Origin of the sequence: Pedobacter immunditicola, assembly GCF_037482985.1 — a bacterium.
GTDB classification, from domain to species: domain Bacteria; phylum Bacteroidota; class Bacteroidia; order Sphingobacteriales; family Sphingobacteriaceae; genus Pedobacter; species Pedobacter immunditicola.
In genome coordinates this window covers 15,718-32,801 of record NZ_JBBHKC010000001.1, presented here as the reverse complement: position 1 = coordinate 32,801, position 17,084 = coordinate 15,718, and the positions used below count along the sequence as shown (strand labels likewise).

Here is a 17,084-nt window from a genome sequence, read left to right as displayed (position 1 = left end):
TTAAACTTCAAACTTATTATCTTTATAGTATCCGTTATTTAATCGTTCCGAAATCGCACTAAACGCTTCAAGGGTCCGTTCTACATCTTCCAATGTATGTACCGCGGTAGGAATCAGGCGAAGTTCAATCAGTCCTTTAGGGATAACCGGATAAACTACGATGGAGCAAAATATGCTGTAATTCTCACGCAGGTCCATGGTTAGCGCAGTGGCTTCCAATAACTCTCCTTTTAAAAACACTGGGGTAACTACTGTATTGGTGATGCCAATATCAAAGCCCCGTGCTCTTAAACCACTTTGCAGGGCTCCGGCTATCTTCCATAAATTCTCTCTAAGCTCTGGCTTGCTTTTAAGCAGTTCCAGGCGCTTTAATAACCCAATCACCATTGGCATTGGTAATGCCTTAGCGAAGGTCTGAGAACGCATGTTATACCGGAAGAAGTTAGTAATTTGTTCTGAAGCGGCAACAAAAGCACCAATACCAGCCATAGATTTCGCAAAAGTAGCGAAGTAAATATCTACACCTTCAATGCAGTTTTGTGCTTCATGTGTTCCTGCACCGGTTTCACCCATGGTACCAAAACCATGTGCATCATCGATCAGCAACCTGAAGTTAAAATCTTTTTTTAAGTCAATAAGCTCTTTCAACTTACCCTGGGCACCGGACATTCCAAAAACACCTTCTGTAATGAGAAGGATACCGCCCCCACTTTGTTCAACTAATTTTGTTGCACGCTCCAATTGTTTACGGACACTGTCGATATCGTTGTGCTTATAAACGAAACGTTTGCCCATGTGCAATCTTAAGCCATCAATAATACAGGCATGACATTCTGCATCATATACAATTACATCATTACGATCTACCAGACAGTCGATAATAGACACCATCCCCTGGTAACCGTAATTTAATAAAAAAGCATCGGGCTTGCCAACAAAAGAAGCCAGCTCTTGCTCCAGTTGTTCATGATATTTGGTGTTACCAGACATCATGCGGGCACCCATAGGGTATGCCATTCCAAATTCAGCTGCGCCATCCTGATCTGCTTTTCTAACTTCAGGGTGGTTAGCTAAACCAAGATAATTATTTAAACTCCACACTAAATGTTCTTTTCCGCGGAAATTCATATGAGGTGCAATTTCACCTTCTAGTTTTGGGAAAGAGAAATAGCCATGCGACCATTTTTGATGTTGCCCAAGTGGGCCCATATGGTTCGCTATCTTTTCAAAAATATCCAATTTTATATGTTATTAAGTAAACTTATTTTTTGCAAATTTAAGGTTTTATCACTGATATACAACAGGGAACAGCACGCCCGGTAATTTTTATTAACCTGGCCTATATAACAAAGAGGCTGCATCATAAGTTATTGGTCTTATGATGCAGCCTCCTGCCTAATTAGTATTGTATTTTAATCAACATTATCATGTAAAAATGAGTTGTTGGGTCTTATCTCGGTAGTGCCATCTTCATCATTACTTAAAGTAAATCGGGACACCTGAGATTCTGATGAATGCTGAACCTGTTGTAATTGCATTTGCTTGCGCTTATAAGCAGGCTCATTTTCTAATTCCTGCAAACCATTGGTTGTACGCAGTTTCATGCTCAGGTCTTTCAACCTTAATATTCTTTCTTTAGATTTCTTCAGCTGATCTTCAATGGATTCATCGCTTTTGTCATCATCCAGTCCTGGCTCAGGTTTGGACTCATTATGGGCGGTTGGAACCGATCCAAAATTAGCTACCGGAGTTTCGAACACATAATCAGTTTCTGCAAGCTTAATTTCAAACTCATACCCTGTTTCAGGATCAGGTTCTGGTGTTTCTTCCTCTACAAGTGTATGTCTGATAATATTTTCAGGCTCTTCAGATTTCTTAGGCTTATTGTTATTAAACATGTCAGCAAAAAGATCTGGTTGTTTTTCTTCTGTAGCCTTCAAAACAGGCTCATTCGAATAAACGTCCTGCTTTGGCGTGATGAAGGTATTCACTGCCTCCACCGGTTTTACCAGTGGTGCCTCTTCAGGCGTCAGTAAAGAAATCTTCTTTACATTCTTTTTTTCGTGAACACGCTGCTCCATCGTTTGGAAACCAGTAGCAATGATGGTCACTGATATTTTATCTTCAAGGTTTTCGTCAATGCAATTACCCCAGATTAAATCAGCAGATAGACCCGCTTTATCCTGAATATAGTCAGTAATAATAGCTACTTCATCCATCGTTACCTCACGCAATCCAGAACTGATGTTCAGCAATATGTACCTTGCACCTTCAATTTCATTGTCTTTTAACAACGGTGAGGCTAAAGCACCTTCCACGGCATTCATTGCGCGGTCTTCACCATCACATGCGAAACTACCCATGATGCAAACACCACTGTCTTTCATCACGGTACGCACGTCTTTAAAATCCACGTTAATATAGCCAGGTACGGTAATGATCTCTGCAATACCTTTAGCGGCAGTTGTCAAAATATCATCTGCCTGTGCAAAAGCTGAACCTAAGGTTAAATTACCAAAAATCTCCCGAAGTCGATCGTTAGAAATAACCAGGTAAGAATCAACATATTTTTTCAACTCATCCAGGCCATCTTCGGCCTGCATTTTCCGGCGTTTACCTTCAAATGAAAAAGGAGTTGTTATAATCGCTACAGTGAGTATATCAAGTTCTTTAGCGGCCTGGGCAATAATCGGACTTGCACCGGTACCGGTACCTCCACCCATTCCTGCCGTGATAAACAACATTTTTGTTGTACTACCCAACATTTGTTTGATATCTTCTATATTTTCAATTGCAGAGTTTTTTCCTACTTCCGGCATAGAACCAGCACCCATTCCTTCAGTCAGACTTGCACCTAACTGAACTTTATTCGGAATCGGACTAAACTCTAATGCCTGGGCGTCTGTATTACAAATAATAAAGTCCACACCGGAAATTCCCTGACGGTACATATGGTTTACCGCATTACCACCACCACCACCAACACCAATTACTTTGATGATTGATGACTTATCTTTTAACATTTCGAACTGCATATCTTTATGAATCAGTTGTTTATAAATTTGCCTTACCTGTTCATTTACCCTATGTAATATTAACACTTTTTTAACAAGGGTTTTCCACAAATGTTGAGATTGTGGAGAAATCGCTAATTGTGGAAAATTACTAAGGTTTTATATAATCTTCATCGCTTACGTTCATGTCGTCTTTAATAAAGTCTTTTGTCTTCGCCAAAAGCTTATCAAATAAACCTGTACCGCTACGTTTTGCTTTTTCTTTAACTTCCTTTTGTTGTTCAACATACACACCTGGCTGTTTCATCTCTTCAATCAATTCTTCCGCTTTTTGGATTCCTTTGATCAATAAGCCCACACTGGTTGCATACATCGGACTTTTTAAATCGTCATATATGGTTTTCGGCATGTCCTCAAACTTAGATAAATGCTCGTTGGGATAACCCACACGACAATCTAAACCGGTAACATATTCCACTAATTGTGCCAAGTGTTTTAATAAGGCACCACCACCGGTGATTACCACACCACCAATCAGTTTTTTCTCGTACCCTGAAGCTTTAATTTCGTAGTAAACATGCTCAATGATTTCTTCCATACGGGCCTGGATCACATAAGCTAAGTTTTTCACGGAAATCTCTTTGGGCTCCCTGCCTCTTAAGCCAGGCACGCAGATGATTTCATTTTCTTTGTTTTCTTCGGCAAGGGAAGAACCGAACCTTGTTTTTAACAATTCTGCCTGGTTTCTCATCACCGAGCAACCCTCCCTGATATCTTCAGTAATGCTGTTACCACCGAAAGGAATCACGGCCGTATGACGGATGATACCTTCGTGGAAAATAGCGATATCAGTTGTACCACCGCCAATATCAACCAAGGCAATTCCAGCTTCTTTTTCTTCCTCACTTAACACTGATTCTGAAGAAGCCAATGGCTCCAAAATCAGCTCCTGCGTGGTTAATCCGGCATTGGATACACACCTCATGATGTTTTTAACGGCAGTAACCTGACCAGAGATAATGTGGAAATTCGCTTCCAAACGAACGCCCGCCATACCAATCGGATCTTTTATTCCGGGTTCATTGTCAATGGTAAACTCCTGAGGCAAAACATGGATGATTTCTTCACCGGGGGGCATCACCAGTTTGAACATATCATCAATTAATTTGTCAATATCTTTCTTAGCAATTTCATTAGTCAGTTCTCTTCTGGTCAAAATACCACGGTGCTGTAAACTTTTGATATGCTGACCAGCGATACCAACGTTAACCACACGTATCTCCACATTCGACTGGCCGCTTGCTACTTCCACGGCATGTGTAATGCCCTGAACTGTTTTCTGGATATTAGAAACTACCCCGCGTGTTACACCAGCGGATTCTGCCTTCCCTATACCTAATACTTCAATCTTCCCGTGTGTTGTTCTGCGCCCCACGATGACACAGATCTTTGTAGTGCCTATATCCAGTCCGACTACGATTGGAGACTGAATGGTAGATTTTTCTTTGCCCATAACTTTATATTTTGAATACTGCGTTTTATCTTAATTGGTTTTTTCCGGTAATGTTTTTTCATTCTTAACAATTGAATCTGAAGCCTTATTTACCGGGGGAGGCTTCTTGTTATTAAATAGTCCAGGTTGAACCAGCAGTGATGAATCAGGTTTGATTCTTTCACAAATCACCTGGTTCGTATATTTTATATTTATTGTTTTATAAGTATCCCAGCCTACTTTAGGCATTACCTTTTTATAAAAAGCAAGGAGGTTATTCATTTTAACATCAAGAGAATCGGCATTACCAAGAATAATCCTTTGGTTACCCACACGCGGTATCAACACCATATCTTTACGCTCATCCACATAAATTTGCTCAATTTGGGCATGCCATAAGGTATCCTCCTTTATATAAAATGCAGCTTTATACAAGTCCCGGCCTTTTTTAGTAGATAGCGAATCAAGCCTGCCATTAAACGGTTCGTCAATATTTCCAGTAGCGACCAACACGTTAGCCGTAAAATTTGCCGATACAGGCATTTTCAATCCAAACCTGTCAATATAAAAGTCCTGATCACCGGCATTAATTACCCTTAGCACAGGCTGTCTTTGTTTGATTTCAATGTGGATCACCCCGTCCATATCTGCATATATCTTAGCAGCTGCGATATATGGGTTTGATTCCATTTTCTCCTCAATTTCATTGAGGTTAATCTGCTGGAGGTCGCGACCGATTAAAGTACCCTGGCTCTGCAGTAGTAAAGCATCAACTTCTTCTCTCTCTATAAAGTTGTCTGCACCTGGTATCAGTATTTTAACGTTGGTGCATTTTAGATCGTGTTTCTTCACATCAATAAAACTCATGAGCACAACCACGCCTGCCAGGCATATTACCCAGGCACACCCTTTAAAAATAGCCTTCCAGTTAACGCCTTTAAGCATGATCAAGCATTTGTTTAAGCGGTTGAATCAATGTATCTATATCTCCTGCACCAACTGTAAGCAGCAGTTCAGGTTGTTTATTTTTTATAATTTCCAATATACTTTCCTTGTCGGTAAGCGACTTACTATTTAATGTAATTTTATCTAATAACCACTGAGAAGTAATTCCTTCCAGCGGCAATTCACGTGCAGGATAAATTTCCAACAGCACCAAATCATCTGCTGTACTTAATACCTCAGCAAAATCTTCTACAAAATCTCGTGTGCGGGTAAACAAATGAGGCTGAAACAGGACAGTTAATTTCTTATCAGGATACAGTTGTCTTACCGCATCAAAGCAAGCCCTTAACTCTTCCGGATGATGAGCATAATCATCAATATAAATATGCCGCGGTGTTTTTAAAATATGTTCAAATCTTCTTTTTACCCCTTTAAAACTGGCAACCGCCTTTTTAATCTCTTCTGGGGCTATTCCAAGTTTCAAAGCCACCGCTATTGCTGCTACTGCATTCTCCACATTGTGTTTTCCAGGCAGCATCAAACAAAGATCTTTTATCTCAAACTCTTCTGATTGAAAGTCAAACATAAAGTTGGCATCTACAACCCTAATGTTTCTGCCGTTTATAGCCGCTTCATTCAGACCATAAGCTATTCCATCAATGGGTAAGTCTTTCTTTACAAAGAGAGTGCCACCTGACTTTAACTGGCCAGCAAAAAGATGAAAAGATTCATGTAATTGCGCGGCATCTCCATAAATATCGAGATGATCAGCATCCATAGAAGTAATTACCGAGATATCAGGATTTAAAGTCAGAAAAGAACGGTCATACTCGTCCGCTTCAACCACCACCACATTATTATCTCCAATAAGGAAATTACTGTTGTAATTGGTGGCAATACCGCCTAAAAATGCTGTACATCCATAACCACTATCCGTTAACAAGTGAGCGATGATGGATGAAGTAGTTGTTTTACCATGTGTTCCCGCAACAGCAACACAAAACTGACCGCGACTGATGATGCCCAGCACCTCAGACCTTTTCTTAAATACAAAGCCATTTCCCTTAAAATAATTAAGTATGGCAGAATTTTTAGGAATAGCAGGCGTATAAATAATTAAAGTATCCTCGTGGCTCTCCTGAAAGTCACCAGGTAAAGCAGCTACATCGTCAAGGTAATTGATCACTATCCCCTCATTTTCCAAAGCAATAGTCAGGTTAGTCCTGGTTTTATCGTAACCATACACCAGCGTACCGCGTTTCACAAAGTAACGGGCAAGTGCACTCATTCCGATTCCTCCGATGCCGACAAAATATACCCTGCTAATTGCGTTCAGTTCCATGCTTATTTATTCTTTTCTACGAGTTTAAAAATTGCTGTTGCGATGAGCTCATCCGCTTCCGGAAGGGCCATTTTCCCTATATTTAAAGAAAGCGCTTCACACCTATCTACGTCATTTAGCAGTGCCAACGCGGTGCTTACGAGTGTGTCTTCCGCAGAACGGTCAGCAACAATGATAGCCGCATTATTCTTTGCTAAAGCCAGGGCGTTTTTTGTCTGGTGGTCTTCGGCCACATTAGGCGAAGGCACAAGAATCACTGGTTTCTTAACCAGGCAAAGTTCTGCAATGGTACCTGCGCCAGCCCTGGAAATAATTACATCGGCAGTGGCATAAGCTAAATCCATCCTGTTTAAAAACTCGAGAATACGCACGTTTGGGTGAAAATCAAGTCCTAAACGTTCAATGATCCCGGTGTAATAGTACTTTCCAGTTTGCCACACCAGTTGTATATCCTGATCAACAATTTCCTGGATATGTTTTTCCAGGCTTTTATTTAAGGTGCCAGCACCTAAACTGCCCCCTGTTACCAGAATAGTTTTTTTGGATGGATCCAGTTTCAACAGCTCTGCACCAAGTAAATGTTTACCCGTTACATTGATCACTTCCTGTCTTACAGGGTTTCCAGTTTTCATGATTTTAGAAGCAGGAAAAAACTGATCCATGTCATCAAAAGCAACACATATTTTATCGGCCTTTTTACCAAGCCATTTATTGGTAATACCAGCATAAGAATTCTGTTCCTGTATTAAATAAGGAATATTCTTGAGAGAGGCTGCAAATAAAATCGGGCCTGAGGCATAACCGCCTACACCCACCACCACATGAGGTTTAAACTCCGACAACAGCTGTAAGGCTTTACGCAGACTGCCAATGACTTTAAAAGGTAGTGAAAGGTTCTTTAATATCGACCCACGCTGGATGCCGCTGATTTTAAGTCCGACGATTTTATAACCGGCAGCAGGAACTTTTTCCATTTCCATTCTGCCTTCAGCACCAACAAATAAAATTTCACAACCGGGCTCCCTGCGTTTTAGCGCATTCGCTATCGCAATGGCGGGAAAAATATGTCCGCCAGTACCACCGCCTGAAATTATTATTCTTGTTGGTCTCATTCTTTATATCTTATGCCATTGCAGGAACTTCCCCTACAATAACTTTTTTATTGTTTTCTTCTACGTCCCGGCTCACACTTAAAATTATTCCGAAGGCTATACTTGTAAAAATCATAGATGTTCCCCCCATACTGATTAAAGGTAATGGAACACCTGTTACCGGGCCTAAACCAACAGCAACAGCCATATTAGCAAATGCTTGGATGGTTAAACTAAAACTTAAACCCGCAGCAAGCAACGCCCCAAAAGCCTTGGGGCTTTGGGTGACTATCCTCACACAGCGGTAGAGCAGCACCAAGTACAAAATAATGACGACCAGTGCTCCAGCAAGCCCATATTCCTCTACAATAATGGCAAAAATGAAATCCGAATATGGATGTGGCAAGTAATTACGCTGTATACTATTTCCCGGGCCTTTACCGAATAATCCGCCAGCTGCCAAGGCAATCTTTGCCTGGTCTGACTGGTACGTTTTATCAGAGTGCTGCAATTCCGGATGAAGGAAAGAATTGATCCTTGATTTATAGGTATCCCGACGTGGCCCTAAAAACACCACCAGCAGCAGAAGTATAAATCCGCCGGCACACACAATGGAGATCTGCTTGATGCTGATCCGCCCAATGATCAACAACAAAATACTTACCCCAAAAAGCATCAGGGCGGTAGATAAATTGGCGAGGGCAATAAGGATAAATACAGCCAGCACGGAACCCATAATAGGGGCAAATGCTTTCTTTACATCCTTAATATTCTCTTGTTTGCGGGTGAGCATTCGTGCTAAGAACGTAATCAAAGCCAGTTTCGCTAAATCTGAAGTTTGAAAGGTTAAACCAATAATTGGGATTTTTACCCATCTGGAAGCATCGTTCAAACTAGCGCCGAAAAGGAGGGTATAGAGCAATAATGGGATGGTCACAATCATGAGCACCTTTGAAATACCAGCATAATATTTATAGTCCAGCAAATGTGAAATATAAATCATACCAATTCCCAGCACCACAAAAATAAGGTGTTTAGTGAGGAGCAGCTTTTCAACCGCTTCCCCGTGTTTATAGGCAAGTATACCTGTTGCGCTATAAACGGCAAGAATAGAAATCAAGGACAATAGAATAATGATCAGCCAGATCCATCTATCACCCTTGGTTTTTTCTAATATTGCATTAACAACTTTCATATCTTATAATTCCTTAACGGCTATTTTAAATTGGTTACCACGATCCTCATAATTTTGAAACAAATCAAAACTTGCACAGGCAGGCGATAACAATACTGTATCACCTTTTTTCGCCAAGTGATAAGCCACCTGCACTGCTTCATTTGCTGAAAAGGTGTTGACAATAATATCAACATCATTTTCAAAGGCCTTATGAATTCGTTTATTATTTTTCCCAAGACATACAATCGCCTTCACTTTGTCTTTCACCAGGTCTTTGAGCATACTATAATCATTCCCTTTATCCACTCCGCCCATAATAAGGACCACTTTGGTCGACATGCTTTCTAGTGCATACCAGGTGGAGTTAACATTTGTGGCTTTTGAATCGTTGATATACTCAACACCAGAGATTTTCGCCACATGCTCGAGGCGGTGCTCGATATTTCTCATGTCCCTCATACTCTCCCGAATCGTTATATTCCGGATATCTAAAATTTTGGCTACAATACCAGATGCCATGGAATTGTAGATATTATGCTTGCCTTGTAAGGCTAATTCTGTAATAGACATGGTAAAGGGGTTATGAGGGTTTATGTTGATTTGAAGATTATCATCTGTTAGAAAGGCGCCTTGTTCTACTTCTTTTAAAATTGAAAAAGGATATTTTGTAGCCGCAATGTTTACATTTTTTAAAGCATTGACAATTTCTTCATCATCAGCACAATAAATAAAATAGTCGGTGGCAGTTTGATTTTGAGCAATACGCATCTTTGACGCTGCATAATTCGCCATCGAGTTGTCATAACGATCCAGGTGATCGGGGGTAATGTTTAAAAGCACAGCGATGTCCGCTTTAAAAGCATACATATCATCCAGCATAAAACTTGATATTTCAAGCACATACCAATCGAAATTCTCTGTTGCTACCTGTGCGGCAAAGCTTTTACCTATATTTCCAGCAAGACCAACGTTTAAGCCGGCATTTTTAAGGATAAAATAAGTCAACATGGTGGTCGTCGTTTTACCATTAGAACCTGTGATGCAAACAGTTTTGGCTGTGGTATAACGACTTGCAAATTCAATTTCCGAAATTACCGGGATGCCCTGCTGTTTTAACTGTTGAATTACCGGTGCGGTTACAGGTATGCCCGGGCTTTTGATCACTTCAGTTGCATTTAAGATCAAATCTGTGGTATGCTGCTGTTCTTCAAAAGGAATATTTAAACGCTCCAACGTTTCTTTATAGCTTGAAGAAATAGCGCCAAAATCAGACACGAAAACATCATAGCCCTGCTTTTGTGCAAGCATAGCTGCCCCTACTCCACTTTCTCCCCCTCCTAATATGACGATTCGCTGTTTCATTATCTTACTTTTAAGGTGATGATGGTGATAATAGCCAGCAAAATGCTGATGATCCAAAACCGCGTCACAATTTTAGATTCATGATATCCTTTTTTCTGGTAATGGTGATGCAAGGGCGACATGAGGAACACACGTCTGCCTTCTCCAAAACGCTTCTTGGTATATTTAAAGTAACTCACCTGTATCATAACCGACAGGATTTCAATTAAAAACACACCGCATAAAATTGGTATGAGCCACTCTTTTCTGATCATAACGGCAAAAGCAGCGATGATACCGCCTATGGCCAGACTTCCGGTATCACCCATAAATACCTGGGCCGGATAAGAGTTGTACCAAAGAAAACCCACACAGGCACCCACAAAAGCCCCGGCAAAAATCATCAATTCACCCGAATTGGGGATATACATGATATTGAGGTATTCGGCAATGACCGTGTTACCGGAAACATAAGCCAGCAATCCGAGGGTAATCCCGATGATCGCGGATGTTCCTGTTGCCAGTCCATCTATTCCATCTGTTATATTAGCCCCATTAGATACACCGGTTACAATGATCACTACGCAAATAAGAAATACGATCAACGCATATTTTTCATAGCCGCTACCCATAAATTTAAGGACCTTGGCATAATCAAACTCGTTATTCTTATAAAAAGGAATATTGGTTTTGGTGGATTTCACATCCTGGGTATAATAATAATTCCCAGCTCTTTCTCTTAAAATAATTGGTGCGGTAGCAGCAGGTTTCTCGGTATCAGAGACCGTTTGCCTAACCACAATATTTGGGTTGAAATACATGGTATAACCAATAATTAAGCCCAGTCCTACTTGTCCAACCACCTTAAACTTACCGGCAAGCCCTTCTTTATTCTTTTTAAAAACTTTGATATAATCATCAAGAAAGCCTACAGCCCCCATCCAAACCGTAGTAACGATCATAAGAACTACATAAACATTTGTCAGGTTGGCCAGTAATAAAGTAGGTACTAAAATACCCAGCAAGATAATCAGCCCGCCCATGGTAGGTGTACCCTGTTTTTGCATTTGTCCTTCTAATCCTAAATTCCTAACCGTTTCACCTACTTGTTTCTTCTGGAGGTAATTGATCAGCCTTCTGCCGTATACCGTGGTAATGAATAGCGAAATGATGATTGCAAGGGAAGTCCTGAAGGTAATGTATTGAAACAACCTTAAACCTGGAATGTCGTAATCATGACGTAAATATTCGATTAAGTGATATAACATTAGCTGATCAAGTTTAACTGTTCCATTAATATTTCTTTATCATCAAAATGGTACTTTACGCCATTGATCTCCTGGTATTTCTCATGCCCTTTACCTGCCAGCAAGATGATATCACCTGGTCTGGCTAAATGACAAGCTGTTTTTATAGCTTCCTTTCGGTCAACAATAGTTAAAGTCTTGCGCCTGTTGGTAGGTGACACCCCAACTTCCATCTCTTCTACAATGGTCTGTGGATTTTCCGTACGTGGATTATCTGAAGTTAAAATCACTTTATCACTCCAGTCGCAAGCTACCTGTGCCATCACCGGGCGTTTGGTTTTGTCTCTGTCGCCCCCACAACCGATGATCGTAATCACCTGTTCTGTGCCTTTCCTGATATCCTGAATAGTGCTCAGCACATTCTGAACAGCATCCGGGGTATGTGCATAATCAACAATACCAATGATATGCTGCTTATTGCTTACATAATCAAACCTTCCTTCTGCGCCTGTCAGATTACTTAACAGCGTCAGTACGTTAAACTTATCTTCACCAAGCATCATGGCTGTGCCATACACTGCCAGCAAATTGTAAGCATTAAAGGAACCAACCAATTTAAAGAATACGTCTACATGGTCAATTTCAAGGTTAAGGCCACTGAATCTGTTTTCGATGATCTTCGCTTTAAAATCAGCAAGCTGCTTTAAGGCATAAGTCTTTTTCAAGGCCTTTGTATTCTGAAGCATCACCTCGCCATGTTTGTCGTCTGTATTGACCAATGCAAAAGCTGTTCTAGGCAACACGTCAAAAAAAGCTTTCTTAGCCTTCAGGTAATTATCAAATGTTTTATGAAAATCCAGATGATCATGAGTCAGGTTAGAGAAAACTCCGCCGGCAAAATCCAGCCCTTCTATTCTGTGCTGTGCTACCGCATGTGAACTCACTTCCATGAAACAAAAGTCACATCCTGTCTCCACCATCTGATACAACAGCTCATTTAAAGCAATCGGGTTTGGCGTAGTATGAGTAGCAGGAATAACCTCATCATTGATTTGGTTTTGTACAGTAGAGATGAGCCCTACTTTATAACCTAATTCCCTAAACAGCTTAAATAACAAGGTGGCAATGGTCGTTTTACCATTGGTACCGGTTATTCCAATAAGTTTTAATTTTGAAGAAGGATGGCCATAAAAATTAGCCGACATTTTGCCCAAAGCCACATGAGAATCTTCTACCTGTATATAGGTAACAGCATCATCAAAAGTTTGTGGCATTACTTCACATATAACAACAGCAGCACCAGCATCAACCGTTTGATTGATGTAAGCATGACCATCAGACAAGGAGCCTTTAATGGCAAAGAATACTGAATCTTTAACCACTTGCCTGGAATCAAAAGTTAAGGCACTCACTTCCCTGTTGGTAATCCCTACCAGTTTTGTTATTGCTACACCATATAGTATATCTTGTAACTGCATTTTATTTTAATTCTATTTGAACAGCTAAGCCTTTTCCAATTTTACTTCCCGGAGGAATAGATTGGCTTACCACTTTTCCGCTTCCTACAACTTTCGCTTTTAAACCAGCATTACCGACCAGGTATAGGGCATCTTTCAAGCCCATGCCGGTTACATTTGGCATTGCACCCTTCACCTGGTTATATTCTTGGTATACGACACCATTACTACTGTCGATGCTGTTAAAATACTCAGATTTTGCCGCGTATAAACTCTTTATGCCAAAAGCACGATAAACTTTTTTAACGTCTTTTGATTGCCCTGCTTTAGCCTCGGGACTTACTGTATTTCCTACCAGGCGATCTTCGACCTCATTATACATTTGCATGTCACTAGCATAGATCTTGTCAGCAATTTCTCTGAATGGAGGACCCGCAACCAAGGCTGCATAATAAGTACCTTTAGGATCATTGATGGTGACGATTAAGGAATATTTAGGATTATCCGCAGGGAAATAACCGCAGATGGAAGATTGGTATTGTCTCTTCGCCCTATAACCCCTATTGGCATCAGCCACTTGCGCGGTTCCTGTTTTACCAGCGATCTTATAATGTGGAGAAGCAAGGGTTTTTCCCGTACCATTTGTAAACACCCCTTCCAGTAAATCCTGCGCGATACGTATAGTTTCGTCAGAAGTAATCTTTTCATTGACTACCCTTGCTTTATATTGTTCAATCGGATTTCCTAATCTCCGGATTTCTTTTACAAACAGGGGGGCAACATATTTACCATCATTAGCAACTGCATTATAAAAAGCAACCATATTTAATGGAGTCATCTGCATTTCATAGCCATAAGCCATTTGAGCCAGGGTCAGATTTTTATTCCAGCTTTTGTTTTTAGGATTTTTGATCACAGGCTTAGCCTCACCAGGGATTTGAAGGCCAAGTCTTTCATGAAGATGCCAGTTATACAAATGATCTGTAAATTGCTTTGGATTATCACGATAATGGGTGTTCACCATTTCCGCTATAGCCGCATTTGAAGATTGCTCAAAGGATTTCTTTACAGTTACCACACCGATACTGCCGTGAGAATCTTTGATGGTATGCCCACGAACCCTGTAATTCCCTGTATTTACCAAGGTACTGGTATCCACTTTTTTATCTTCCAATAAAGCCATGAATGAAGCCAGCTTAAAAGTTGATCCTGGATCCTGATTTCCTGCAATGGCATAGTTAAACATTTCCTTATATTCACCTTTCGATACCCTCGTGTAATTGGCAACAGCCCTCACTTCCCCAGTTGCAACTTCCATCAAGATCACGGAACCATGATGGGCATCACTGGCGATGAGCTGTTTTTTCAAAGCATTTTGTGCCAGGTCCTGCATATTGATATCAATAGTAGATATAATATCAGCACCATCTTTAGGTGCGATCTCCGCTTCTTCATTTACAGGCATCCATACGCCCCCGGCAATTCGCTGAACCAATCTTTTGCCCGTTTCCCCGTTGATATAGTCACTGTAAGCACCTTCCAAACCAACAGCATTTGAAACATTTTTATTTCTATAACCTATGGTTCTCGCTGCCAGGTCCTGAAAGGGCAGGATTCTTTTATTCTGTTGTATGGCAATCAAACCACCTGTATATTTCCCCACATTAAATAAAGGAAATGTACGTATAGTTTTAAGATCCTGGTAATTTACTTTTCTTTTTAACAATAAATAACGGGCACCGTCTTGCCTGGCTGTGCGCAAGTAACGAGCATATTCTTTTGGCGTTTTATCTTTGAAGAATTGTGACAAACGTAAAGCCAAAGAATCAACTTTAGTGTAAAAAACCAAACTGTCCTGTATCCCCCCCGCAAAGGCATCCATTCGCAATTCATACTCGGGAACCGAGGTTGCCAGTAAACTTCCATCATTAGAATAAATATTACCACGAGCTGCCTCTACATTAATGTACTTTGTAGAGAGACTATCGGCCATGGCACGCCATTTATCTCCCTCTACAAACTGTACATCGCATAGTCTGACCAATACCGCCACGGCAAACAGCACTATCAGTCCAAAAGACAGATAAACACGCAATAATATGTTAGCTCTAATGTTCATCGTTACCTACTATTAATTTTTTAGGCGGTACAGTTAATTCTTTAATACCTAAGGTATCTACCTTTTTAGCCACCTCTGTAAGTTTACTTTTAAACATCAGATCAGCTTTTAAAGACTTATACTCCCAACTCAATTCCTTTACTTCTTTACTTAATTTATCTATTTTCCTGATGTTGTTCACCGCCATATGGCTATTGGCGATGTAAAGCATACATAAAAAGGATAAAAACAACAAAAACGGCAACATTTCTGTTGCAGCTTCCTTGGTGACTACACCTTCAGTAAACAGTTTTTTAAAAAAGCCATTCCCGTTTTCCGGATCTTTAACCTTTTCTTTTTTAACCTTTAACTGCGGCTCATCTTCCGGTTCTAACTCTTCTTCTATATTCTTTCTCAGGAAACGGTTCATAACTTTTCCCCTATTCTTAATTTTGCACTCCTCGCCCTGCTGTTCCGGGCCAACTCTTCCTCTTCGGCTACAATCGCTTTTCGGGTGATGACCTCAAATGGTTTCTGCTGGTTACCATAGAAATCTTTTTCTACTTCGCCTTTAAATTTCCCTTTAGCAAGGAAGTTCTTTACTGGTCTGTCTTCCAGAGAATGGTATGAAATTACAACCAGCCTTCCCCCCGGCTTCAACACATCGGCTGTCTGCTCCAAAAAACTTTCCAGCACTTTAATTTCCCCATTCACCTCAATGCGAAGGGCCTGGAATACCTGCGCCATGTATTTATTCTCTTTTCCTTTCGGAATGTGTGCAGCTATCGCTTTTTTAAAATCGGCTAACGTTAATACAGGTTCATTCATTCTCGCTGTTACGACAGCTTTAGCTAAAGATTTAGCATTCTTTACCTCCCCGTAAATGCCAAAAATTTTATGCAGCTCTTCTTCAGGGTATTTATTGATCACATCAGCAGCAGTCAGATCTCCCTGTTTATCCATCCGCATATCCAACGAAGACTCAAATCGGGTTGAAAAGCCACGCTCCGGCTCATTAAACTGATGCGAAGAGACACCAAGATCTGCGAGAATACCATCCACTTGCTTAAAACCCAACAAACGCAGGTTATTCTTTAAAAAAGCAAAATTCTGATCTACAAACAAAAAGCGTGGATCATCAATTTTATTCCTTTGCGCATCCGGGTCCTGATCAAAAGCGATCAAAACACCATCCTTGTTTAACCTTTTTAAAATCTCCCTTGAATGTCCGCCACCACCAAAAGTGACATCCACGTAAACGCCATCAGGCTTAATATTCAAGCCTTCCATGCATGCTTCCAGCAACACTGGTACGTGGTAATTATTTTCCATCTTCCCTTTTATTCAAATTTCCCATTACTTCTTCCGCCAAACTGGCAAAGTTTTCCGGCTCCTGATTAAACAAAGCTTCATAAGCCACTTTTGGCCAAACTTCAATTTTATCAAACTGACAAGCCAGGACAATTTCTGTACTGATCGAAATCCCAACAGACTCCAGTAAAGGTTTTGGTAAATTAACACGACCAGTCGCATCAAGGGTCAATTCAGTAGCACCCCTGGTAAAATACCGGATAAACTCCCTGGTTTTCTGCTCATAGGCATTTAATTTACTTAAATCCTCTACAATCGCTTGCCATACTTTTTTAGGATAAATCACCAGGTGTTTCTCAAAACCCCTGTTAATGACCAGACCTTCCTGCTCAACGTTGGGCAATTGTTTTTTAAGATTCGAAGGGACCATCAAGCGGCCTTTCGCATCTAATTTACAATCAAATTCTCCCAGTAGTTGAACCATTTTTATAAGTACACTTTTTATGTAGTGTAAAACTACACACTTTCACCACTATTTACCACATTTTACCACAAAAAGTTTTCAACAA

The 17,084-nt window shown here is 40.5% G+C and carries 14 protein-coding genes; all 14 read right to left on the bottom strand.

From position 1 onward, the window contains the following. Positions 1-1,239, bottom strand: coding sequence for an aminotransferase class I/II-fold pyridoxal phosphate-dependent enzyme (locus WG905_RS00130; RefSeq protein ID WP_339589650.1), 1,239 nt, complete (start codon positions 1,237-1,239; stop codon positions 1-3). A gap of 173 nt (positions 1,240-1,412) precedes the next feature. Then, positions 1,413-3,035 carry a cell division protein FtsZ gene (gene ftsZ, locus WG905_RS00125; RefSeq protein ID WP_339590124.1) on the bottom strand — a complete coding sequence of 541 codons (1,623 nt, stop codon included), beginning with the start codon at positions 3,033-3,035 and terminating at the stop codon, positions 1,413-1,415. 130 nt (positions 3,036-3,165) lie between these two features. After that, positions 3,166-4,527, bottom strand: coding sequence for a cell division protein FtsA (ftsA, locus tag WG905_RS00120; RefSeq protein ID WP_339589649.1), 1,362 nt, complete (start codon positions 4,525-4,527; stop codon positions 3,166-3,168). 30 nt (positions 4,528-4,557) lie between these two features. Next, positions 4,558-5,451, bottom strand: a complete 894-nt coding sequence (locus WG905_RS00115) for a cell division protein FtsQ/DivIB (protein ID WP_339589648.1) — start codon at positions 5,449-5,451, stop codon at positions 4,558-4,560. Continuing rightward, entirely contained in the window at positions 5,444-6,793 is a 1,350-nt protein-coding gene (gene murC, locus WG905_RS00110) for a UDP-N-acetylmuramate--L-alanine ligase (RefSeq protein ID WP_339589647.1), read from the bottom strand. Before murC ends, WG905_RS00115 begins: the two co-directional genes overlap by 8 nt. A 2-nt stretch (positions 6,794-6,795) precedes the next feature. Further along, entirely contained in the window at positions 6,796-7,905 is a 1,110-nt protein-coding gene (murG, locus tag WG905_RS00105; RefSeq protein ID WP_339589646.1) for an undecaprenyldiphospho-muramoylpentapeptide beta-N-acetylglucosaminyltransferase, read from the bottom strand. 10 nt (positions 7,906-7,915) lie between these two features. Beyond that, positions 7,916-9,079 (bottom strand): FtsW/RodA/SpoVE family cell cycle protein, encoded by a 1,164-nt coding sequence (locus tag WG905_RS00100; RefSeq protein WP_339589645.1) that lies wholly within the window; start codon positions 9,077-9,079, stop codon positions 7,916-7,918. A 3-nt stretch (positions 9,080-9,082) separates the two neighbouring features. Further along, complete coding sequence (gene murD, locus WG905_RS00095; protein ID WP_339589644.1) at positions 9,083-10,423, bottom strand: UDP-N-acetylmuramoyl-L-alanine--D-glutamate ligase; 1,341 nt, start codon at positions 10,421-10,423, stop codon at positions 9,083-9,085. Next, positions 10,423-11,670 carry a phospho-N-acetylmuramoyl-pentapeptide-transferase gene (gene mraY, locus WG905_RS00090; protein ID WP_339589643.1) on the bottom strand — a complete coding sequence of 416 codons (1,248 nt, stop codon included), beginning with the start codon at positions 11,668-11,670 and terminating at the stop codon, positions 10,423-10,425. The genes murD and mraY overlap by 1 nt, the downstream gene beginning before the upstream one ends. Further along, positions 11,670-13,127: a UDP-N-acetylmuramoyl-L-alanyl-D-glutamate--2,6-diaminopimelate ligase gene (locus tag WG905_RS00085; RefSeq protein WP_339589642.1), complete on the bottom strand. Its 1,458-nt coding sequence runs from the start codon at positions 13,125-13,127 to the stop codon at positions 11,670-11,672. Before WG905_RS00085 ends, mraY begins: the two co-directional genes overlap by 1 nt. Position 13,128: 1 nt before the next feature. After that, positions 13,129-15,225 carry a penicillin-binding protein gene (locus tag WG905_RS00080; RefSeq protein WP_339589641.1) on the bottom strand — a complete coding sequence of 699 codons (2,097 nt, stop codon included), beginning with the start codon at positions 15,223-15,225 and terminating at the stop codon, positions 13,129-13,131. Next, on the bottom strand, positions 15,215-15,634 hold the full coding sequence (locus WG905_RS00075; RefSeq protein WP_339589640.1) for an FtsL-like putative cell division protein: 420 nt from the start codon (positions 15,632-15,634) through the stop codon (positions 15,215-15,217). Before WG905_RS00075 ends, WG905_RS00080 begins: the two co-directional genes overlap by 11 nt. Further along, positions 15,631-16,536, bottom strand: a complete 906-nt coding sequence (rsmH, locus tag WG905_RS00070) for a 16S rRNA (cytosine(1402)-N(4))-methyltransferase RsmH (protein WP_339589639.1) — start codon at positions 16,534-16,536, stop codon at positions 15,631-15,633. The genes WG905_RS00075 and rsmH overlap by 4 nt, the downstream gene beginning before the upstream one ends. Next, on the bottom strand, positions 16,526-16,999 hold the full coding sequence (gene mraZ, locus WG905_RS00065; RefSeq protein ID WP_339589638.1) for a division/cell wall cluster transcriptional repressor MraZ: 474 nt from the start codon (positions 16,997-16,999) through the stop codon (positions 16,526-16,528). Before mraZ ends, rsmH begins: the two co-directional genes overlap by 11 nt. Between the last annotated feature and the right edge of the window lie 85 nt (positions 17,000-17,084).